Source organism: Pseudomonas auratipiscis (assembly GCF_036324085.1).
Classification (GTDB): domain Bacteria; phylum Pseudomonadota; class Gammaproteobacteria; order Pseudomonadales; family Pseudomonadaceae; genus Aquipseudomonas; species Aquipseudomonas auratipiscis.
In genome coordinates this window covers 240526-259978 of the sequence record NZ_JAZDCU010000002.1, presented here as the reverse complement: position 1 = coordinate 259978, position 19453 = coordinate 240526, and the positions used below count along the sequence as shown (strand labels likewise).

Annotated in this window: 21 protein-coding genes and 1 pseudogene; 10 read left to right on the top strand and 12 right to left on the bottom strand. The window is 58.5% G+C overall.

Translation table 11 applies throughout. The features are described 5' to 3' along the window. Positions 1 to 2 precede the first annotated feature (2 nt). The 4 genes from V0R60_RS03650 to V0R60_RS03635 all read left to right on the top strand — a co-directional run bounded on the left by V0R60_RS03650 (position 3) and on the right by V0R60_RS03635 (position 5354). The gene (locus tag V0R60_RS03650) at positions 3 to 1385 is read left to right on the top strand and encodes a glutamine synthetase family protein (RefSeq protein WP_136478751.1); all 1383 of its coding nucleotides are present in this window, start codon (positions 3 to 5) and stop codon (positions 1383 to 1385) included. Positions 1386 to 1403: 18 nt separating this feature from the next. After that, a complete protein-coding gene (locus tag V0R60_RS03645) occupies positions 1404 to 2897 on the top strand; it encodes an aldehyde dehydrogenase (protein ID WP_330078845.1) in 1494 nt (497 codons plus the stop codon). Between the two features lie 14 nt (positions 2898 to 2911). Next, complete coding sequence (locus V0R60_RS03640; protein WP_330078846.1) at positions 2912 to 3691, top strand: gamma-glutamyl-gamma-aminobutyrate hydrolase family protein; 780 nt, start codon at positions 2912 to 2914, stop codon at positions 3689 to 3691. Between the two features lie 112 nt (positions 3692 to 3803). Then, positions 3804 to 5354: an APC family permease gene (locus V0R60_RS03635; RefSeq protein ID WP_136478748.1), complete on the top strand. Its 1551-nt coding sequence runs from the start codon at positions 3804 to 3806 to the stop codon at positions 5352 to 5354. 21 nt (positions 5355 to 5375) lie between these two features. Here the strand turns inward: V0R60_RS03635 and gmk are convergent, their stop codons facing one another. After that, positions 5376 to 5996 (bottom strand): guanylate kinase, encoded by a 621-nt coding sequence (gmk, locus tag V0R60_RS03630; protein WP_330078847.1) that lies wholly within the window; start codon positions 5994 to 5996, stop codon positions 5376 to 5378. A 13-nt stretch (positions 5997 to 6009) separates the two neighbouring features. Further along, positions 6010 to 6873: a YicC/YloC family endoribonuclease gene (locus V0R60_RS03625; protein WP_136478746.1), complete on the bottom strand. Its 864-nt coding sequence runs from the start codon at positions 6871 to 6873 to the stop codon at positions 6010 to 6012. 241 nt (positions 6874 to 7114) lie between these two features. Here V0R60_RS03625 and rph point away from each other — a divergent pair, with 241 nt between their 5' ends. Next, the gene (rph, locus tag V0R60_RS03620) at positions 7115 to 7837 is read left to right on the top strand and encodes a ribonuclease PH (protein ID WP_136478745.1); all 723 of its coding nucleotides are present in this window, start codon (positions 7115 to 7117) and stop codon (positions 7835 to 7837) included. Between the two features lie 25 nt (positions 7838 to 7862). After that, the gene (locus V0R60_RS03615; protein ID WP_136478744.1) at positions 7863 to 8231 is read left to right on the top strand and encodes a DUF4870 domain-containing protein; all 369 of its coding nucleotides are present in this window, start codon (positions 7863 to 7865) and stop codon (positions 8229 to 8231) included. A gap of 63 nt (positions 8232 to 8294) precedes the next feature. Here V0R60_RS03615 and V0R60_RS03610 read toward each other — a convergent pair whose 3' ends face one another. Continuing rightward, the gene (locus V0R60_RS03610; RefSeq protein WP_028942456.1) at positions 8295 to 9074 is read right to left on the bottom strand and encodes an exodeoxyribonuclease III; all 780 of its coding nucleotides are present in this window, start codon (positions 9072 to 9074) and stop codon (positions 8295 to 8297) included. Positions 9075 to 9155: 81 nt separating this feature from the next. Between V0R60_RS03610 and pyrE the strand changes: the two genes are divergently transcribed. Continuing rightward, positions 9156 to 9797 carry an orotate phosphoribosyltransferase gene (gene pyrE, locus V0R60_RS03605; RefSeq protein WP_136478743.1) on the top strand — a complete coding sequence of 214 codons (642 nt, stop codon included), beginning with the start codon at positions 9156 to 9158 and terminating at the stop codon, positions 9795 to 9797. 31 nt (positions 9798 to 9828) lie between these two features. Here the strand turns inward: pyrE and V0R60_RS03600 are convergent, their stop codons facing one another. The 7 genes and pseudogenes from V0R60_RS03600 to coaBC all read right to left on the bottom strand — a co-directional run bounded on the left by V0R60_RS03600 (position 9829) and on the right by coaBC (position 15819). Continuing rightward, positions 9829 to 10464 (bottom strand): DUF799 domain-containing protein, encoded by a 636-nt coding sequence (locus V0R60_RS03600; protein ID WP_330078921.1) that lies wholly within the window; start codon positions 10462 to 10464, stop codon positions 9829 to 9831. A gap of 20 nt (positions 10465 to 10484) precedes the next feature. Then, positions 10485 to 10853, bottom strand: a complete 369-nt coding sequence (locus V0R60_RS03595) for a DUF4810 domain-containing protein (protein ID WP_136478742.1) — start codon at positions 10851 to 10853, stop codon at positions 10485 to 10487. A 33-nt stretch (positions 10854 to 10886) separates the two neighbouring features. Beyond that, the gene (locus V0R60_RS03590; protein WP_136478741.1) at positions 10887 to 11564 is read right to left on the bottom strand and encodes a CsgG/HfaB family protein; all 678 of its coding nucleotides are present in this window, start codon (positions 11562 to 11564) and stop codon (positions 10887 to 10889) included. A 136-nt stretch (positions 11565 to 11700) separates the two neighbouring features. Then, the gene (gene argB / locus V0R60_RS03585; protein ID WP_136478740.1) at positions 11701 to 12606 is read right to left on the bottom strand and encodes an acetylglutamate kinase; all 906 of its coding nucleotides are present in this window, start codon (positions 12604 to 12606) and stop codon (positions 11701 to 11703) included. A gap of 29 nt (positions 12607 to 12635) precedes the next feature. Next, positions 12636 to 14015, bottom strand: a pseudogene (locus tag V0R60_RS03580) (phosphomannomutase/phosphoglucomutase); the annotation flags it as partial. A 133-nt stretch (positions 14016 to 14148) separates the two neighbouring features. Continuing rightward, positions 14149 to 14604, bottom strand: a complete 456-nt coding sequence (dut, locus tag V0R60_RS03575; RefSeq protein ID WP_136478738.1) for a dUTP diphosphatase — start codon at positions 14602 to 14604, stop codon at positions 14149 to 14151. A 6-nt stretch (positions 14605 to 14610) separates the two neighbouring features. Next, positions 14611 to 15819 (bottom strand): bifunctional phosphopantothenoylcysteine decarboxylase/phosphopantothenate--cysteine ligase CoaBC, encoded by a 1209-nt coding sequence (coaBC, locus tag V0R60_RS03570; protein ID WP_136478737.1) that lies wholly within the window; start codon positions 15817 to 15819, stop codon positions 14611 to 14613. Between the two features lie 131 nt (positions 15820 to 15950). On the opposite strand from coaBC, the gene radC reads away from it, so the two are divergent. Then, positions 15951 to 16637 (top strand): RadC family protein, encoded by a 687-nt coding sequence (gene radC / locus V0R60_RS03565; RefSeq protein WP_330078848.1) that lies wholly within the window; start codon positions 15951 to 15953, stop codon positions 16635 to 16637. On the opposite strand, the gene V0R60_RS03560 is transcribed toward radC, so the two are convergent. Next, the gene (locus V0R60_RS03560; protein ID WP_136478735.1) at positions 16621 to 18210 is read right to left on the bottom strand and encodes an ABC transporter substrate-binding protein; all 1590 of its coding nucleotides are present in this window, start codon (positions 18208 to 18210) and stop codon (positions 16621 to 16623) included. The two genes, radC and V0R60_RS03560, sit on opposite strands and share 17 nt — an antisense overlap. 361 nt (positions 18211 to 18571) lie before the next feature. Between V0R60_RS03560 and rpmB the strand changes: the two genes are divergently transcribed. Both rpmB and rpmG read left to right on the top strand, forming a co-directional pair. Continuing rightward, positions 18572 to 18808 carry a 50S ribosomal protein L28 gene (rpmB, locus tag V0R60_RS03555; protein WP_010225868.1) on the top strand — a complete coding sequence of 79 codons (237 nt, stop codon included), beginning with the start codon at positions 18572 to 18574 and terminating at the stop codon, positions 18806 to 18808. An 11-nt stretch (positions 18809 to 18819) separates the two neighbouring features. Next, positions 18820 to 18975 (top strand): 50S ribosomal protein L33, encoded by a 156-nt coding sequence (gene rpmG / locus V0R60_RS03550; protein ID WP_010225867.1) that lies wholly within the window; start codon positions 18820 to 18822, stop codon positions 18973 to 18975. 72 nt (positions 18976 to 19047) lie between these two features. Here rpmG and V0R60_RS03545 read toward each other — a convergent pair whose 3' ends face one another. Continuing rightward, the gene (locus tag V0R60_RS03545; RefSeq protein WP_136478734.1) at positions 19048 to 19413 is read right to left on the bottom strand and encodes a cupin domain-containing protein; all 366 of its coding nucleotides are present in this window, start codon (positions 19411 to 19413) and stop codon (positions 19048 to 19050) included. Positions 19414 to 19453 lie beyond the last annotated feature (40 nt).

Here is a 19453-nt window from a genome sequence, read left to right as displayed (position 1 = left end):
CCATGACGTCGGTCTCCCCGCGCGCCATCCCTCTCGACGAGATGGGTGAATTTCTCAAGGCCCACCCTGAGGTGCAATTTGTCGATTTGCTGATTGCCGACATGAACGGAGTGGTACGAGGCAAGCGCATCGAGCGTGCGAGCCTGGTCAAGGTTTACGAAAAAGGCATCAACCTGCCAGCATCGCTGTTTGCCCTGGATATCAATGGTTCCACCGTGGAAAGCACCGGTCTGGGCCTGGATATCGGCGACGCAGACCGCATTTGCTTCCCGATTCCCGGCACCCTGAGCTACGAGCCCTGGCAAAAGCGCCCTACCGCTCAGTTGCTGATGACCATGCACGAGCTGGACGGTGCGCCGTTCTTTGCCGACCCGCGAGAAGTGCTGCGCGGTGTGGTCGAGAAGTTCGACGCGCTGGGCCTGGATATTTGCGCGGCGTTCGAGCTCGAGTTCTACTTGATCGACCAGGACAACCTCAACGGTCGTCCGCAGCCACCTCGCTCGCCAATCTCCGGCAAGCGCCCGCAATCGACCCAGGTCTACCTGATCGATGATCTTGACGAGTATGTGGACTGCCTGCAGGACATGCTCGAAGCGGCGAAAGAGCAGGGTATTCCAGCCGACGCCATCGTCAAGGAAAGCGCTCCTGCGCAGTTCGAGGTCAACCTGCATCACGTTGCTGATGCAATCAAGGCCTGCGACTACGCGGTGTTGCTCAAGCGTCTGATCAAAAACATCGCCTACGACCATGAAATGGACTCCACCTTCATGGCCAAGCCGTACCCAGGCCAGGCGGGCAACGGTCTGCATGTGCATATCTCGTTGCTGGACAAGAAAACCGGCAAGAACATCTTCACCAGCGATGACCCGGAACAAAGCGAAACCCTGCGCCACGCGATCGGTGGCGTGCTGGAAACCATGCCGGCTTCGATGGCCTTCCTGTGCCCGAACGTCAACTCCTACCGCCGTTTCGGTGCCCAGTTCTATGTGCCGAATGCACCTAGCTGGGGCCTGGACAACCGCACAGTAGCGGTACGCGTACCTACCGGCAGCAGCGATGCAGTTCGTATCGAGCACCGCGTAGCGGGCGCAGATGCCAACCCGTATTTGATGATGGCGGCGATTCTGGCAGGCATCCATCACGGTCTGACCAATCAGATCGAGCCAGGTGCGCCGATTGAAGGTAACTCCTACGAACAGTTGGAGCAGAGCCTGCCGAACAACCTGCGCGATGCGTTGCGTGAGCTCGATGACAGCGAAGTGCTGAACAAATACATCAGCCCGGACTACATCGACATTTTCGTTGCCTGCAAGGAAAGCGAAATGGCCGAGTTCGAGGTGTCGATTTCCGACCTCGAATACAACTGGTACCTGCATACCGTGTGATGCCCGGAGAAAACAATAATGACAATTGCACCACGTGAACACTGGGAACAGCTGTTCCAGACCCTGAAGATCGAAGGCCGTGCCTTTGTCGATGGGCAGTATTGTGCCAGTGTTTCTGGTGACACTTTCGACTGTTCCAGTCCGGTCGATGGTCGCCAGCTGGTGCAGGTCGCCAGTTGTGACAGTGCGGATGCCGAGAGTGCTGTTGCCGCAGCCCGACGCAGTTTTGACAGCGGCGTCTGGGCGCAGCAGGCACCAGCGCAACGTAAGCGGGTGTTGATCGCTTTCGCCGACCTGCTTCTGGCCAACGCCGAGGAACTGGCGCTGCTGGAAACCTTGGACATGGGCAAGCCGATTGCCGATTCCTTGAACATTGATATTCCGGCTGCGGCCAATGCCATCCGTTGGCACGCCGAAGCCGTCGACAAGATATACGACGAAGTTGCTGCAACCGCGTCCGACCAGTTGGGTCTGGTCACCCGCGAGCCGGTCGGCGTGGTTGCGGCCATTGTTCCGTGGAACTTTCCACTGATGATGGCCTGTTGGAAGCTCGGTCCGGCCTTGGCCACCGGTAACTCGGTGATTCTCAAACCGTCCGAAAAATCACCACTGACCGCGATCCGCGTCGCTCAGTTGGCACTCGATGCCGGAATTCCGGCGGGGGTGCTGAACGTGTTGCCTGGATACGGCCACACCGTGGGCAAGGCCTTGGCCTTGCACATGGACGTGGACACCTTGGTGTTTACCGGTTCTACCCGTATTGCCAAGCAATTGATGGTGTATGCCGGTGAATCGAACATGAAGCGTGTCTGGCTGGAGGCCGGCGGCAAGAGCCCGAACATCGTGTTTGCCGACGCTCCCGATCTGCAAGCGGCTGCCGATGCGGCAGCGGCTGCCATTGCCTTCAATCAGGGCGAGGTATGCATTGCCGGTTCACGTTTGCTGGTTGAGCGCAGCATCAAGGAGCGCTTCCTGCCCATGGTGGTCGAGGCGCTCAAGGCCTGGAAACCGGGACACGCCCTGGACCCTGATACCCGTGTCGGCGCATTGGTTGACAGCACTCAGCTAGACACCGTGCTGGGTTACATCGCGGCCGGCAAGGCAGATGGCGCCACGTTGCTAACGGGCGGAGAGCGTGTGCTGGAAGACACCTGCGGCGTCTATGTGCAGCCGGCGATTTTCGATGGCGTAACCAACGCCATGCGTATCGCTCGCGAGGAAATCTTCGGGCCAGTGCTTTCGGTCATCACCTTCGACAGCGCCGAAGAGGCCATTGCCATCGCCAATGACTCGCCATTCGGCCTGGCCGCAGCAGTCTGGACCAGTGACATCTCTCGTGCCCACAAGAGTGCCCGCGCCTTGCCTGCCGGCAGCGTCTGGGTCAACCAATACGACGGCGGCGATATGACTGCGCCATTTGGCGGGTTCAAGCAGTCGGGTAATGGTCGGGACAAGTCGCTGCACGCATTTGATAAATATACCGAACTCAAGGCGACCTGGATCAAGCTGTAAGGGAGGGTGAACCCATGCAAACTACCAATGACCTGCCGCCTTTGATTGGCATTTCTGCCTGTCGTCAGCAATTGGGCAATAACTCGTCGCACACGGTCGGCGATAAATATGTCGAAGCAGCAGGTTTTGCCGGGATCCCTGTGATCCTGCCTGCTCGCGCCGAGCCGGTTGATCCGCAGCGCGTGCTAGAGCGCCTAGATGGCATTCTTTTTACCGGTTCGCCTTCTAATGTCGAGCCGCATCATTACAATGGCGCCCCCAGCGTGGAAGGTACGAAGCACGATGTGTTTCGTGACCGGCTGACTCTGCCTCTGTTGCAGGCCGCCATTGCCACTGGTGTGCCGGTGTTCTGCATCTGCCGTGGTTTTCAGGAATTGAACGTTACCTTGGGCGGCACACTGCACCAGCGCGTGCAGGAGCTACCCGGTTTCCTCGATCACCGTGAGCCGCAGGATGCCCCACTGGAAGAGCAATACAGCCCACGTCATAGCGTTACTGTGCAGCCCGGTGGGCTGTTCGAGCGACTGGGGCTGGAGCAAAGCTTCATGGTCAATTCGCTTCACAGCCAAGGAATCAATCGCCTGGCTGACGGCCTGCGGGCCGAGGCCCTGGCGCCGGACGGACTGATCGAAGCGGTGTCCATGGAGGATGCTCCGGGCTTTGTGGTCGGCGTGCAATGGCACCCCGAATATCGCTTGGCCGAAAATCCGGTTTCGTTGCGTCTGTTTCAGGCGTTTCGGGAAGCATGCCTGGCCCGTGCAAGGGGTGAGCGGCACCGGGAGACGACCGTATGAGGTCATCCGGTTGATCCGGAGTTCAAGCAACACGTAACAGGATTCATTGAGTGCAAGCGGGCGTGCTGTGGGGCGTCCTGAAAAACAATAGTAAAAGCGGCGGCAACTACTCATGAGTGAATACGAAGCAGGCCTGTCTCCAGGTATTGGACAGGCTCGCGCCGAGGAAAACGGTGTATCGAAAGCTTCCAAAGGGCTGGCCAAGGGCCGGCTTGGACTGCTGGCGAGCATTGTCCTGGGCATCTCTACCATTGCACCGGTCTACACCCTCACGGGTGCGCTGGGCCCCACGGTGCGCGAAGTCGGTGCTCATTTGCCGGCAGTGTTCATCGTCGGCTTCCTGCCGATGCTCCTGGTAGCCTTGGGTTATCGCGAGTTGAACGCGGCCGAACCTGACAGCGGCACCTCCTTCACCTGGTCGGCACGGGCTTTCGGTCCGATGATCGGCTGGATTGGCGGTTGGGGCCTGGTAACTGCCACAACCATTGTGCTGTCCAACCTTGCGGGGGTGGCAGTCGACTTCTTCTATCTGTTCCTCGGGCAAATATCCGGTAGTCACGAGGTGGCAGCGCTGGCGGACAACCTGTTAATCAACGTTGTCACCTGTTGCGTGTTCATCGCCATGGCGGTTTGGATCTGCTGCCGCGGGATCGCCACGACCATGACGGTGCAGTACGGCCTGGTCGCACTGCAATTAGTGGTGTTAGTGGGCTTTGCAATGGCTGCATTTGGCGAGTCTTCTGTAACGCCACCGCTGGAATTCGATCTCGACTGGTTCAACCCATTCGGTGTCGAATCGTTCTCGGCATTTACTGCCGGCCTGTCATTGTCGATCTTCATTTTCTGGGGCTGGGATGTCTGTCTGAGCATCAGCGAAGAATCGGTGGGCAGCGGTGATACGCCTGGACGTGCGGCGACCCTGACCGTGCTGCTGATCCTGGGTCTGTACCTGGTAACGGCGATTGCCACCCTGCAGTTCGCCGGGATTGGTGATATCGGTCTGGGCCTGAACAATCCGCGCATTCAAGAGAACGTCTTCGCTCACCTGGCGGGGCCAGTCATGGGGCCATTGGCCATTCTGATGTCCATTGCCGTGTTGGCCAGTACCGCTGCATCGCTGCAGTCGACTTTCGTGTCGCCGGCTCGAACGTTGCTGGCGATGGGGTACTACGGCGCGGTTCCGGAGCGGTTTGCCAATATCTGCCCGCGCTCGAAAACGCCGCGGTACGCGACAATCTGTGCCGGTGTAGCGGCAGGCGTGTTCTACGTCACCATGCGGACCCTGAGTGAAAACGTGCTGGCGGATACCATTACCGCGCTGGGCATGATGATCTGCTTCTACTACTCGCTGACTGCTTACGCCTGCGTCTGGTACTTCCGCCACAGCTTGTTCGACAGCGTACGCCACTTCCTGATGCGTGGCCTGTGCCCGCTGCTTGGTGGCGGTATTCTTTCGGTGATCTTCCTGCAGACGGCCATCGACAGTGCATCGCCGTCGTTCGGCAGCGGTTCGCATGTAGGGGGCTTGGGTCTGGTGTTCGTGATCGCAGTGATCATCACATTGCTGGGGCTGGGGCTGATGATGCTGTCACGCCTGCGTGCGCCGGCGTTCTTCCTGGGTATGACGCTGCAGCGTCACGCCACAGTCTCCAACCGCCGCTAAGCGGTTGGAGTTACCCGCTGCTCAGGCAAGCAATTGCTTGAGCAGTTGGCCATGACGCTGCTGCTGGTGAGCCTGCAGCAAGCGGTTGGCGCGGAATACCGCTTTGAGGTCTTCCAGCGCAGTGGCGAAGTCATCGTTGATGATGACGAAGTCATACTCGTCGTAGTGGCTCATCTCACTGACTGCTTCGCGCATGCGGCCTTCGATGATCTCGTCGCTGTCCTGGCCACGGTTGGTCAAGCGTTGGCGCAGGGCTTCCTGGGTTGGCGGCAGGATGAAGATCGAGCGCGCTTCAGGCATCAATTTGCGCACCTGCTGAGCACCTTGCCAGTCGATTTCCAGAATCAGGTCATGGCCTCGATCCAGGGACTGCTGCAGCGCGCTGCGCGACGTCCCATAGAAATTACCGAAGACTTCGGCCTGCTCGAGGAAGTCGCCTTGCTCGATCATCAGTTTGAACTCGGTGTGCTCGACGAAGTGATAGTTCACGCCGTGAACTTCGCCTGGGCGCATCGCGCGAGTGGTGTGCGAGATCGAAACCTGGATGCTGTTGTCAGCGTCGATCAGGGCCTTGACCAGGCTGGTCTTGCCTGCGCCTGACGGGGCGGAAACGATATAAAGGGTGCCGCTGCTTTGATTCATGGTCGGGGTGGCCTTACTCAATGTTCTGTACTTGTTCACGCATCTGCTCGATCAGTACCTTGAGGTTGACCGCGGACTGGGTGCTGCGTGGGTCGAAGGCTTTGGAGCCCAGGGTGTTGGCTTCGCGATTGAGCTCCTGCATCAGGAAGTCCAGGCGCCGACCAGCGGCACCGCCGGACTTGAGTACCCGGCGTACTTCGGTGATGTGGGTGCTCAGTCGATCGAGTTCTTCGGCAACGTCGCTCTTCTGTGCCAGCAGGACCATTTCCTGTTCCAGACGCTGCGGATCGAGTTCAGCCTGCATGTCGGCGAAGCGATCGAGGATTTTCTGACGCTGGGCGGCGAGCATCTGCGGCACCAGGGCACGCAAGGTGGTGACCTCGCTGGCCATGCCATCCAAGCGTTCGTTGATCAGGCGCGCCAACTCGCTGCCTTCGCGGTTGCGGCCACTCTTCAGTTCATTCAGCGCTTCGACGAACAGCGCCATGGCTTCACTGTTGAGGGTTTGTGGGTCATTGGCATCGGCGACCAGTACGCCTGGCCAGGCTAGCACTTCCAGGGGATTGAGCGCTGCTGGCTGTTTGATCAGGCTGGCGACGGTTTCGGCGGCAGCTACCAACTGGGCAGCACGCTCACGGTCAACCTGCAGGGGTTTGCCGGTGCTCTCTTCGTTGAAGCGCAAGGTGCACTCTACCTTGCCGCGTGACAGGCCTTGGCGCAGGGCTTCGCGCACGGCTCCTTCAAGGTCTCGCAGAGCTTCGGGCAGGCGCAGGTGCGGCTCAAGGTAGCGGTGGTTCACCGAGCGAAGTTCCCAGATCAGGGTGCCCTGGCTACCTGCGCGCTCGACGCGAGCAAAAGCGGTCATGCTGTGCACCATGGGAAGTACCTCGCAAAAAGGGGTTAAGGGAAAGCCAACCGGCTGCAAAGGCGCAAGATTGTAGCGCAGTGCGGTGCTGGCTCCCAATCCACTGATGTTACAAACAGTCTGGAAAAACCCGGAAAAAACCGACCAACGCCTCTGGGCCCGCTGTTTCACGGGCTGCGACAATAGACGTGTCCTCGAGCCCCAGCGCGCTCTATAATGCTGGGCAGATTCAAACCCAGTACAGGTATCCCAAATGAAACGTCCAAGTGGTCGCGTTGCCGATCAGCTCCGCTCGATCCGCATCACCCGCAACTACACCAAACACGCCGAGGGATCAGTGCTGGTCGAGTTCGGTGACACTAAAGTCGTCTGTACGGTCAGTGTCGAGAACGGTGTACCTCGGTTCCTCAAAGGCCAGGGCCAAGGCTGGCTGACTGCCGAATACGGCATGCTGCCACGCTCCACTGGCGAGCGTAACCAGCGTGAAGCCGCGCGTGGCAAGCAAGGTGGCCGTACCCTCGAAATCCAGCGTCTGATCGGGCGCTCGCTGCGTGCCGCCCTGGACATGAGCAAGCTCGGTGACATCACCCTGTATGTCGACTGTGACGTGATCCAGGCCGACGGTGGCACCCGCACCGCTTCCATCACAGGCGCCATGGTCGCCCTGATCGATGCGTTGCGTGTGGTCAAGAAGCGTGGCGGCCTGAAAGGTGGCGATCCACTCAAGCACATGATCGCTGCCGTCTCGGTTGGCATGTACCAGGGCGAAGCAGTGCTTGACCTGGACTACCTCGAAGACTCGGCTGCAGAAACCGACCTGAACGTGGTCATGACCAGCAAAGGTGGTTTCATCGAAGTCCAGGGTACCGCTGAGGGCGCGCCGTTCCAGCCAGAAGAGCTCAATGCCATGCTGGCGTTGGCACAAAAGGGCATGGCTGATCTGTTCGAATTGCAGACAGCTGCGCTGGCTGACTGATAGTCGACAAGGCAAGGAGCAGAGCATGAGCGAGCAACCACTACAGTTGCCTACCCCCAATGCCGAGATTCGTCAGTGGGCGATGTTCTGTCACTTGGCCGCCCTGCTGGGGTTGGTCGTGCCTTTTGGCAACCTGCTGGGTCCGCTGGTGATGTGGATATGGAAAAAGGACCTCGATCCGTTCATTGATGCCCAGGGCAAGGAAGCGCTGAATTTCCAGCTCACGGTGTTCCTGGCCTCGATCATCTGCTTTGCGCTGATGTTCGTGCTGGTAGGGATCGTACTGTTCGGCATGCTTATGGTTGCTGTGCTGATCCTCACCATCGTTGCCGGGGTCAAGGCCAACGATGGCCAGCCTTACCGCTACCCGCTGACCTGGCGGCCGATCAAATAACGATCAGTTGCAGACAGCCATAAAAAAAACCGACGTGATGTCGGTTTTTTTATGGCTGAACGATCAGATCGTCAGCGTCCAGTCGTAGTCCACGATCAGTGGCGCGTGCTGGGAGAAGCGTGGCTGACGCGGCAGGCGAGCGCTGCGCACGAAGCGACGCAAGCCTGGGGTCAGTAGCTGGTAGTCAAAACGCCAACCCAGGTTGAGCATCTCGGCCTGCTCGTTGTCTGGCCACCAGCTGTACTGGTCGCCTTCACGGCTGACTTCACGCAGCGCATCGACATAACCCATATCACCGACGACGGTATCCATCCAGGCACGCTCAGGTGCCAGGAAACCCGGTGATTGCTGGCCATCACGCCAGTTTTTCACGTCGAGTTTCTGCTGCGCCACGTACAACGAGCCGCAGTAGATATATTCACGACGCTTGCGTCGCTGCTTGTCCAGGTACTTGGCGAAGTCGTCCATCAACTTGAATTTCTGATTCAAGTCTTCGTCGCCGTTCATTCCCGAAGGCAGCAGCAGCGTTGCGATGCTTACCTTGTCAAAATCGGCCTGTAGGTAACGTCCGTAGCGGTCGGCTGTCTCGAAGCCCAGGCCGCTGATGACTGCCTTGGGCTGCAACCGCGAATAAAGTGCCACACCGCCTTGGGCGGGGACTTCTGCGTCGCAGGCATAAAGGAAGTAGCCATCAAGCTGAAAAGCTGGGTCGTCGAGTTCAAAGGCCGAGGCGCGGGTATCCTGAAGGCAGATGACGTCGGCATTCTGGGCTTGCAGCCAGCTGAGCAAACCACGCTCGACTGCAGCCTGAATGCCATTTACGTTCACACTGATGATCCGCATAAATGGCCCCAAAAATCTCGTGCGTGTATGATACCCGAGCTGTACTCATTTAGCTAAATCCGTGGTAATCCGGGACTTTTCATGCAGCCGTATCAGCGCGATTTCATACGTTTTGCCATCGATCGTGGGGTTCTGCGCTTCGGTGAGTTCACTCTCAAGTCCGGGCGCACTAGCCCGTACTTCTTCAATGCCGGCCTGTTCAACAGTGGTTCGGCCCTGGCTCAGCTCGGGCGTTTCTATGCTGCGGCGATCGTCGACAGCAAGATTCCGTTCGACGTCCTGTTTGGCCCGGCCTACAAAGGTATTCCGCTGGCGGCAACCACCGCAGTGGCTCTGGCCGAGCATCACGATCTTGACCTGCCATGGTGTTTCAACCGCAAGGAAGCCAAGGCTCACGGCGAAGGCGGCAGTCTGGTCGGCGCACCGCTGACGGGCGAGGTGCTGATCATCGATGACGTAATCACCGCTGGCACCGCTATCCGTGAAGTCATGCAGATTATCCAGGGCCAGCAGGCCAAGGCTGCAGGCGTATTGATCGCGTTGAACCGCCAGGAGCGCGGCAACGGCGAGTTGTCAGCTATCCAGGAAGTGGAGCGCGACTTCGGCATTCCAGTGGTCAGCATTGTTTCGCTGACCCAAGTGCTGGAATTCCTTGCCGACGATCCGGCGCTCAAGCAGCACTTGCCGGCTGTCGAAGCTTATCGAGCCCAGTACGGGATCTAAAAAAGGGCCGCATCCGCGGCCTTTTTTTTGGTCAGTCCGTGCCGTATTTCGGCGAGCGAGGCCCGTAGAGCAGCCCGCCGTTCTGGTAAGGCGATAACAGACGTGCGCCAGTCACGCCAGCAATTGGATAGCTGGCGTCATCCAATGTGGTGTTGATGATTTGCTTGACCGCAGCGGTGATCAACATACCGACCAGGCCGCCGGCGTTGTTATTTCCTTCTTCGCTAGACGCCGTGGCGGTGCCGGTCCACAGGGTAGTACCGGTTTTAAGATCGACAAGCTTAGCGCTGGCAGTCACGATCGATGCGCTGCTAATCACCATGTAGCGTGTGCCGTAGTCGCTGACGGTCACATAAAGCCCCGCGTCCGCACCAAATATTTCGTTGAGCTTATTGGTTGGCAACTGATGAATATCGGCTGGCGTGGTCAGCCCATTCTGACGGAATGTCTCGTCGACCAGAGCGACAGGCAGCACATAGTAGCCGGCCTCAGCCAGCGGGTAGGTAACCTGCGAAAGCATGCTGTAGCTGGCTTTAACATCCGGCGACTCGTTCAGCGGAGGCAAAATGAGGATCGAGCGCGGACGAGCTTGCTTGAAGGCTGAGTAGTCGACCGTCTTGCGCTCGGCGCAGCCTGCGAACAACGACAGGATGCACGCGCCAACCATCAATTTTATAAGACGACTGATCACTGTTTGGCTCCTTGCTGGGCATTTTTCATCAAGAAGTCCATGTAAGCGGTCGACTCTGGAAACAGGGCTTTCTCCGTCTGGAACTGCTGAATCATTTGGTCATCCTTGCCCAGGCTCGAGTAGAGCAGGCCGAGCTGAGCGTGATAGCCGGGCGGTACAGCACCACTTTTGGCGCGGATCTTCTGCAGGTCGCGCTCAAGCGCCTCCGCTTGGGCTTCTTTCGATTCCCCTTTGAAGTACTGATACACCTGGGGCTGGTAACTCTCCCACTGGTACAGCGGCTTATGTGAGGTGCAGCCAGTTAGCAAGACACCGCCCAGCAAGACGCCGACGACCATGCGCCAGGCAAAATTTGCGTTACTCATTCTGTGTTCGTCCGTGTGAATTGAGTCTTCGTATTAAGACGCAGGCTTCCAGGCGCCGCTTTCTACTGCATCGACAAGCTTGTTGACGGCTTCGCGCATAGCCAGGTCAAGTACTTTGCCGTTAAGGGTAGAGTCGTAACTGGCAGTGCCGCCGAAGCCGATCACTTCACGATTGGACAGGGCAAACTCACCCGCACCCTGGCTCGAATAGACCACTTCAGAGGTGCTGATGTTGACGATGTTCAGGGCGACCTTGGCATAGGCGACCTGGGTTTTGCCGCGGCCGAGAATGCCGAACAACTGATGGTCACCCACCTCTTTGCGTCCGAACTCGGTGACATCGCCGGTCACGACGAAGTCAGCACCCTTAAGGCGTTGGGCTTGGCCTTTGATGGCCGCTTCCTGCTGGATTTCACCCATGTTGTCGCGGTCCAGTACGTTGAACCGGTTGGTCTGTTGCAAGTGGGTAATCAGGATGGTCTTGGCTTGACCGCCGAGGCGATCGACGCCGTCGGAGAAGATGCCGCGCATGTAGCTGGAACGGTTGTCGAACTTGCCTACAGCGATGGGGGTGCGCAGGCCACTGTAGGGACGGTTGACGCTTTCGACTTGTTGTACCGCGACGGCCCTTGAGGTTTCTGTTGCACAGCCTGCAATAGAGCCCAATGCGATGGCGGCTGCCAGCACGAGTCCTTGTGACGCATATTTCACACTACTTCTCCCGGGTAAATACAAATGGTTTGCATCTAATTGTGCCAGCTGTTTCGGCTGGCAGGGAATTTCCTTGAGGGGGAAGCAGGAGACGCAAGGAACAATTGCGGGGCAGGTATGCCCCGCAATCAAGGCGTTAGCGCGGTTTGTGATTGGTGATCAGGGTACCCACACCGCTGTCGGTAAAGATCTCCAGCAGGACTGCATTCGGCACTCGACCGTCGATGATATGCGAGCTGTTGACACCGCCTTGCACGGCTTCCAGGGCGCAGCGGATCTTCGGCAGCATACCGCCGTAGATAGTGCCGTCGGCAATCAGCTCGTTGACCTGCTCGGTCGTCAGGCCAGTCAACACGGTGCCTTGCTTATCCATCAAGCCTGCAATGTTGGTCAGCAGCATCAGCTTTTCAGCCTTCAATGCTTCTGCCACCTTGCCTGCTACCAGGTCGGCGTTGATGTTGTACGACTCGCCATTCTCACCGACGCCGATCGGGGCGATCACCGGAATGAAATCGCCTTTGACCAACATGTTCAGCAGGTCGGTATTCACCTTGACCACTTCGCCTACATGGCCGATGTCGATGATCTCCGGAGTGGTCATCTCAGGCGTCTGGCGAGTAACGGTGAGCTTCTTCGCGCGGATCAGTTGGGCATCTTTTCCGGTCAACCCGATGGCACTGCCGCCATGACTGTTGATCAGGTTGACGATGTCCTTGTTCACCTGGCCGCCGAGCACCATCTCGACCACGTCCATGGTCTGCGCATCGGTGACGCGCATGCCATCGATAAAGTGGCTTTCAATCGACAGACGTTTGAGCAGGTCGCCAATCTGCGGGCCGCCACCGTGAACCACCACCGGGTTGATGCCGACAGCCTTCATCAGCACCACATCGCGAGCAAAGCCGGTTTTGAGCTCTTCGCTCTCCATCGCGTTGCCGCCGTATTTGATCACCAAAGTCTTGCCGACAAAGCGGCGGATGTAAGGCAGCGCTTCGGACAAAACCTGGGCGACATGGGTGGCGGCATCGCGATCGAGGGTCATGCAGGGCTCCAATTGGAACAAATAGTCGGTCAGAACTTGGGTTGCAGATCAGGAGCAACGCGCTTCAATTGAGCGCGGAATATTTCCTGGATACGCTGCAGTTCGGCGGTGTTGTCGGCTTCGAAGCGCAATACCAGCACCGGTGTGGTGTTGGAGGCGCGAACCAGGCCCCAGCCATCGGGGTAGTCGACCCGCACACCATCAATGGTGGTCAGGTTGGCGTCTTGGCCCCAATCAGCTTCGCGTTGCAGTGCATCAATGATGCTGAATTTACCTTCGTCGGTCACATCAATGTTGATTTCCGGTGTGGAAATATCATTTGGGAACGCGGCGAACAGCTGTTCGGCATCGGTGGATTCTTTACTGAGGATCTCTAGCAGGCGCGCAGCACTGTAGATGCCGTCGTCGAAACCGTACCAGCGTTCCTTGATGAAAATGTGTCCGCTCATCTCGCCGGCCAGCAGTGCGCCGGTCTGCTTCATCTTCTTCTTGATCAACGAATGACCGGTCTTCCACATTAGCGCGCGGCCACCATACTGCTGGATCAGCGGGGTCAGGCGACGCGTACATTTGACGTCGAAGATGATCTCGGCACCCGGGTTGCGCTCGATAACGTCCTTGGCGAACAACATCAGCAGGCGATCGGGATAGACAATGCTGCCGGTGTTGGTGACGACACCGACGCGGTCGCCGTCGCCATCGAAGGCCAAGCCCAGGTCGGCACCGGTTTCCTTGACCTTGGCAATCAGGTCGACGAGGTTTTCAGGTTTGCCTGGATCCGGGTGATGATTAGGGAAGTTACCGTCGACTTCGCAGAACAACGGAATCATTTCGCAACCCAGGGCTTCGATCAGTTGCGGGGCAATCACGCCAGCGGCGCCGTTGCCGCAGTCGACAACGACCTTGAGTTTCTTCGACAGCTTGATGTCGCCGGTGATCTGTTTGAAATAGCGCTCGAGGATTTCGACCTGTTCGACACGGCCTTCGCCGCGGGTCAGGTCGTTGGTTCTCAGGCGTGTCAGCAGTGCCTGAATTTGTTCGTTGGCCAAGGTGTCGCCAGCGATGACGATTTTGAATCCGTTGTAGTTCGGTGGGTTGTGGCTGCCGGTGAGCATTACACCGGACTTACCTGCCAGGACGTTGGCGGCGTAGTACAGGGCAGGCGTCGGCACCAGGCCAACATCACTTACCGTGCAGCCTGCTTCGACCAGGCCTTTGATCAACTGCTCGACCAGCATAGGGCCGGACAGGCGGCCATCACGGCCAACCGAGATGTTCGGTTCGCCTTGAGCCAGGGTTTGCGCACCAATGGCGCGGCCGATCCAATAGGCAGTCTCGGCGGTCAGGGTGTCACCTACCACGCCACGGATGTCGTAAGCGCGAAAGATGCTTTCTGGAAGTGCAGGTGCTAGGTGTGCCATGTCGTTCATCTCTGGGGAGCTCCAATATCGAGGGCGTGCAGGGCAGGCTCAAACTGAACGCTTTGACGGTCTTTTCGCCAGAGAGTTCGCCATCCTTGGCGCACAGTGGGCAGTGGTTCGATCAGTTGCTGCCGGAATGTCCAAAGCCGCCTGCACCGCGCTGGCTCTCGTCGAAGGTTTCGACGATATCGAAATGAGCCTGCACCACAGGCACCAGGACCAGTTGCGCGATACGTTCGCCAATGGTGATGGTGAATGGGGTTTGGCCACGGTTCCAGCAGGAAACCATAAGCTCGCCCTGGTAGTCGGAATCGATCAGGCCGACCAGATTGCCCAGCACGATGCCGTGCTTGTGGCCCAGGCCCGAGCGCGGCAGGATCAGCGCAGCCAGACCAGGGTCGCCGATGTAGACCGAAAGGCCGGTGGGGATGAGCAGGGTCTGACCAGGCTCCAGGACGGTGTCTTCCTTGAGCATGGCGCGAAGGTCGAGGCCCGCCGAGCCCGGAGTGGCGTATTGCGGCAGCGGGAATTCGTTACCGATGCGTGGATCAAGAATCTTGGCTTGTAGAGCGTGCATGCAGAGTTAAACCTGGTTGAGACGTTCGGCGATGAAAGCAACCAGCTGACGGGCGATCTTGCCTTTGCTGGTCTGTGCGAAGAGTGTTTCATGAAGCTGGCGATCGATCACGCTGCAGGCGTTCTCCTCGCTGTTGAAGCCGATGCTGGGGTTGGCGACATCGTTGGCGACAATCAGATCGAGGTTCTTGTCCTTGAGCTTGCGCGCGGCATAATCGAGCAGGTGTTCGGTCTCGGCGGCAAAGCCGACGCTGAACGGGCGATCGGGACGGGTGGCGATACTGGCCAGGATGTCCGGATTGCGAACCATCTGCAGTAATAGGCCGTCACCTGTCGTAGGGTCTTTCTTGAGTTTCTGTGGTGCGACCACTTCTGGGCGGTAGTCAGCAACAGCGGCCGAAGCGATGAAAATGTCGCAAGGCATCGCAGCTTCGCAGGCGGCCAGCATGTCGCGGGCACTGACCACGTCGATGCGAGTGACGCGATCAGGCGTTGGCAAATGCACCGGACCACTGATCAGCGTGACTTTGGCGCCCGCTTCGACAGCGGCTTCTGCAAGGGCAAAACCCATTTTTCCAGAGCTGTGGTTGGTGATGTAGCGCACCGGATCGATGTTTTCCTGGGTCGGGCCGGCAGTGATCACGACGTGTTTGCCAGTCAGCGACTCACGCTTGAAGCTCTCGGCCGCGCACCAGGCCAGGTCGGTGGCTTCGAGCATACGGCCTAGGCCCACGTCGCCACAGGCCTGGCTACCGGAGGCGGGGCCAAACACCTTGATGTCGCGGCTTTGCAGCAGTTCGAGGTTTGCCTGAGTGGCCGGGTCACGCCACATTGCCTGGTTCATGGCCGGTGCCACGGCCACGGTGGCGTCGGTGGCCAGTACCAGGGTGGTCAGCAGGTCGTTCGCAACGCCTTGCGCCATACGCGCGAGCACGTCGGCTGTGGCTGGGGCAATCAGAACCAGATCGGCCCATTTAGCCAGTTCGATATGGCCCATCGCCGCTTCGGCAGCAGGGTCCAATAAATCCATGTGCACCGGGTGACCGGACAGTGCTTGCAGGGTGAGCGGAGTGATGAACTCCGCGCCACCGCGGGTCATGACGACGCGCACCTGCGCACCGTGTTCCAGGAGTCGGCGAATCAGTTCGGCACTCTTGTAGGCGGCGATGCCGCCGCCGACGCCGAGAACGATGCGCTTACGATACAGCCGCTGCATAGGCTTGCCTTTTGCTCAGTGATTGCACGCGGCGACGACGCCTCCCCAGGCCGAATCGTCGCGTAAAAATGAGCGGGTAATGTAGCACAGGGCGGAAAAACCGCAGTAACTGATAGACAAGGAGGTGGTGGATGAGCATCAGGGATTGGCCGGCGGCGGAGCGCCCGCGGGAAAAGTTACTGGAGCAAGGGGCGCTCAGCCTCTCGGATGCAGAGCTACTGGCGATCTTTTTGCGCACCGGGGTTCGCGGCTTCAGTGCGGTGGATCTGGCCCGTCATCTGCTCGGGCAGTTTGGCGGCCTGCGCGGCTTGTTGGAGGCTGATAGCAAGCGATTCAACCGCGAGTTCGGTCTCGGGCCTGCGAAGTTCGCCCAATTGCAGGCGGTGATGGAAATGTCTCGGCGTCATCTGGCCGACCGGCTACGCCGCGACTCGGCGTTCGAAAGCCCGCAGGCGGTCAAGGACTACCTCAAGGCGCAATTGCGGCATGAGCCGCACGAAGTTTTTGCCTGTCTGTTCCTGGATGCCAAGCACCGCTTGCTTGCATTCGAAGCGCTGTTCAATGGCACCATCGACACGGCCAGCGTTTACCCCCGGCAGGTGGTAAAACGTGCATTGGCGAACAATGCCGCGGCACTGATTCTGTGCCACAACCATCCATCGGGAGTGTCCGAACCCAGCTCGGCAGACCTGCATCTGACCTTGCGCCTCAAGGAGGCGCTGGCACTGGTGGATGTGCGGCTGCTCGACCACTTCATTGTCGGCGACGGCGAGCCGTTGTCGATGGTCGAGCACGGGTGGTTCAACGTGTCGAGCTGACCTTGGCGAAGTCCTGACGACCGAACGGGCTGACCTGGTAACCCTGGACATTCTGGCGTACCAGGGCGGCAGCGGTGGGGTGCGCAAGGGGCAACCACAGCGCTTGTTGCTGGATCAGGGCCTGGGCTTGCTGGTACAGGCGACTGCGTACACTTTGGTCCGTAGTCGTCCTACCCGCGCTGATCAATTGATCGAGGCGCTGGTCGCAGTAGCGGGCGAAGTTGGTGCCCGACTTCACTGCAGCGCAAGCGAATTGCGGGCTGAGGAAGTTGTCCGGATCGCCGTTGTCGCCGGCCCAGCCCATGAACAGCAAGTCGTGCTCGCCGGCCTTGGCTCGGCGAATCAGCTCGCCCCACTCAATGACACGAATGTCTGCCTTGATGCCGATCTTGGCCAGGTCGGCCTGGAGCAACTGGGCACCGAGGCTCGGGTTGGGATTGAGCAAGCTGCCTTGCGGGCGTGTCCAGATCGTGGTGCTGAAACCGTCCTTGAGCCCGGCCTTGGCCAGCAGCGCTCGTGCTTTGTCGAGATCGGTCGGGTACCCCGGCAGGTCCTTGGCGTAGCTCCAGGTATTGGGCGGGTAGGGGCCATTGGCGGCCACTGCGGTGTCCTCGAACACCGCCTTGAGGTAGCTGGCTTTATCGAAAGCCAGGTTGATGGCCTGACGTACCTCGGGTTTATCCAGCGGCGCGTGTTGGCTATTGATAGCGACGAAGGCGGTCATGAAGGCCTCGGTCTTTTCTACTTTCAGCGTCGGATCCTGGGCAGCGGCAGCGACGTCCAGCGGCTTCGGTGACAAGGCTATCTGGCACTCATTGCGCTTGAGCTTTTGCAAACGCACGTTGGCGTCAGGGGTAATGGCGTAAATCAGCGGGTCGACACCTGGCTTGCCGTTGAAGTAGTCCGGATTGGCTCGATAGCGAATGACCGCATCTTTCTGGAAGCGGTTGAAGACAAACGGCCCGGTGCCAATCGGCTGGCTATTGAGCTTTTCCGGGGTGCCGGCCTTGAGGAGCTGGTCGGCGTACTCGGCAGAGTAGATTGAAGCGAAGCCCATGCTCAGGGTGGCGAGGAATGTCGCGTCCGGATGATTCAGGGTGAAACGTACCGACTGCGGCTCTGGCGCTTCAATCTGCTTGATCAGGCTTGGTAGCTGCAACGACTGGGCGTGCGGATAGCCGCTCTGGGCGATTTTGTGCCAGGAGTGAGCGGGGTAGATCATGCGCTGGAAGCTGAACAGCACATCGTCTGCGTTCAAGGTTCGGCTGGGTTTGAAATAGCCGGTGCTGTGAAACTTGACTTCCGGGCGCAGCTTGAACTCATAGATCAAGCCATCGGCTGAAACCGTCCAGCTTTCGGCCAGGCTTGGCACCACTTCGCCTTTTCCGGCGTCAAATTCCACCAGGCGGTTCATCAGCACGTCTGCCGAAGCATTGGTAGTGGTCAGCGAGTTGTACTGAACCACATCGAAGCCTTCGGGGCTGGCTTCGGTGCACACACTTAACGCGGCCGCTTGAGCGAATACAGGGCCGAGCAGGGTGGCGAACAACAGGGGTAGAGTAGCAACGCGCATAAAATTCCTTGGCTGATCGATGGCCCATCTGCCAGTGCAGTCTGGAAAAGTCCTACCCTAGTTCGCCGGACCGGAAATAACCATAGGCTTTTTTATCAATCTCGCGACGAGTGGTCGACACCTCTGCGGGCCAGTCGTTATGCTGCACCGGCGTGTCAGTCAGCAAGCCAAAGCACATCTTCTGTTGTTGTGCTCTGGTCTTTCTGGTATAAAGCAGCGCTCTTTTCTAGGGGCTCGGCTCGTCGCATCTGCTGATTGAGTCGATAAGACCCTGAAGAAACACGGCGCCTAGCGCCATTGACTGAGAGATTAAGCGGCCAACCCATGCCGGGTTGGGCATGTGGTTTTAGAGGGCTGAGGCATGTCGAGAGTCTGTCAAGTTACCGGTAAGGGTCCGGTGACTGGGAATAACATTTCCCACGCAAACAACAAAACCCGTCGTCGTTTCCTGCCGAACCTGCAGCATCATCGCTTCTGGGTCGAGTCCGAGAAGCGTTTCGTGCGTCTGCGCGTATCTGCCAAAGGCATGCGCATCATCGACAAGCGCGGCATCGATGCCGTTCTGGTCGACATTCGCCGTAACGGCGCTAAGGTCTAAGGGAGAGAATCATGCGTGAATTGATCCGTCTGGTGTCGACCGCTAATACCGGCCACTTCTACACCACCGACAAGAACAAGCGCACCACTCCGGACAAAATCGAAATCAAAAAATTCGATCCGGTTGTTCGCAAGCACGTGATCTACAAGGAAGCCAAGATCAAGTAATTGATCTAGCTGACGAAAAAAGGGCCCGTATCTCAGGATACGGGCCTTTTTTTTGCCTGTAGCGGCGGGCCGTTAATTGGTTTTCTGTTCGAACATCACGTAGATCTTGCGGCACGGCTCCAGAACTTCCCAGGTGCCCTTGAAGCCTGCCGGAATGACGAAGCGATCACCGCCACGCAGGGTTTTTGCCCCACCGTCTGCATCGCGCAGCACCGACACGCCCTGAACGATTTCACAGTACTCGTGTTCAGTGTAATTGACGGTCCATTGGCCGACTTCACCTTCCCACACGCCCGCAGCAAATTGTCCACATGGGCTGGAGTAGTGGTTATAGACCGCTTGTTCCGGGTCGCCTTTGAGCACCTTTTCGGCGGCAGGACGATAGCGTTCGGCTTCGGTAAGAACTTGGGCGAAGTCGATGATTTGATCAATGCGCATGGTCTGTTCTCTTGTTTGTTTAATAAAATGAACATCAGTA

What these genes read in the sequence shown, in the direction of transcription:
- V0R60_RS03645 (WP_330078845.1), top strand. Translation starts at nt 1,404, where the DNA reads ATGACAATTGCACCACGTGAACACTGGGAACAGCTGTTCCAGACCCTG.
- gmk (WP_330078847.1), bottom strand. Translation starts at nt 5,996, where the DNA reads ATGAATCAAAGCAGCGGCACCCTTTATATCGTTTCCGCCCCGTCAGGC.
- V0R60_RS03610 (WP_028942456.1), bottom strand. Translation starts at nt 9,074, where the DNA reads ATGCGGATCATCAGTGTGAACGTAAATGGCATTCAGGCTGCAGTCGAG.
- dut (WP_136478738.1), bottom strand. Translation starts at nt 14,604, where the DNA reads ATGCACGCTCTACAAGCCAAGATTCTTGATCCACGCATCGGTAACGAA.
- pyrE (WP_136478743.1), top strand. Translation starts at nt 9,156, where the DNA reads ATGCAGCCGTATCAGCGCGATTTCATACGTTTTGCCATCGATCGTGGG.
- V0R60_RS03545 (WP_136478734.1), bottom strand. Translation starts at nt 19,413, where the DNA reads ATGCGCATTGATCAAATCATCGACTTCGCCCAAGTTCTTACCGAAGCC.
- V0R60_RS03615 (WP_136478744.1), top strand. Translation starts at nt 7,863, where the DNA reads ATGAGCGAGCAACCACTACAGTTGCCTACCCCCAATGCCGAGATTCGT.
- rpmG (WP_010225867.1), top strand. Translation starts at nt 18,820, where the DNA reads ATGCGTGAATTGATCCGTCTGGTGTCGACCGCTAATACCGGCCACTTC.
- V0R60_RS03635 (WP_136478748.1), top strand. Translation starts at nt 3,804, where the DNA reads ATGAGTGAATACGAAGCAGGCCTGTCTCCAGGTATTGGACAGGCTCGC.
- argB (WP_136478740.1), bottom strand. Translation starts at nt 12,606, where the DNA reads ATGACCCTCGATCGCGATGCCGCCACCCATGTCGCCCAGGTTTTGTCC.
- V0R60_RS03625 (WP_136478746.1), bottom strand. Translation starts at nt 6,873, where the DNA reads ATGGTGCACAGCATGACCGCTTTTGCTCGCGTCGAGCGCGCAGGTAGC.
- rpmB (WP_010225868.1), top strand. Translation starts at nt 18,572, where the DNA reads ATGTCGAGAGTCTGTCAAGTTACCGGTAAGGGTCCGGTGACTGGGAAT.
- rph (WP_136478745.1), top strand. Translation starts at nt 7,115, where the DNA reads ATGAAACGTCCAAGTGGTCGCGTTGCCGATCAGCTCCGCTCGATCCGC.
- V0R60_RS03640 (WP_330078846.1), top strand. Translation starts at nt 2,912, where the DNA reads ATGCAAACTACCAATGACCTGCCGCCTTTGATTGGCATTTCTGCCTGT.
- V0R60_RS03650 (WP_136478751.1), top strand. Translation starts at nt 3, where the DNA reads ATGACGTCGGTCTCCCCGCGCGCCATCCCTCTCGACGAGATGGGTGAA.
- V0R60_RS03560 (WP_136478735.1), bottom strand. Translation starts at nt 18,210, where the DNA reads ATGCGCGTTGCTACTCTACCCCTGTTGTTCGCCACCCTGCTCGGCCCT.
- radC (WP_330078848.1), top strand. Translation starts at nt 15,951, where the DNA reads ATGAGCATCAGGGATTGGCCGGCGGCGGAGCGCCCGCGGGAAAAGTTA.
- V0R60_RS03600 (WP_330078921.1), bottom strand. Translation starts at nt 10,464, where the DNA reads ATGGTTGGCGCGTGCATCCTGTCGTTGTTCGCAGGCTGCGCCGAGCGC.
- V0R60_RS03595 (WP_136478742.1), bottom strand. Translation starts at nt 10,853, where the DNA reads ATGAGTAACGCAAATTTTGCCTGGCGCATGGTCGTCGGCGTCTTGCTG.
- coaBC (WP_136478737.1), bottom strand. Translation starts at nt 15,819, where the DNA reads ATGCAGCGGCTGTATCGTAAGCGCATCGTTCTCGGCGTCGGCGGCGGC.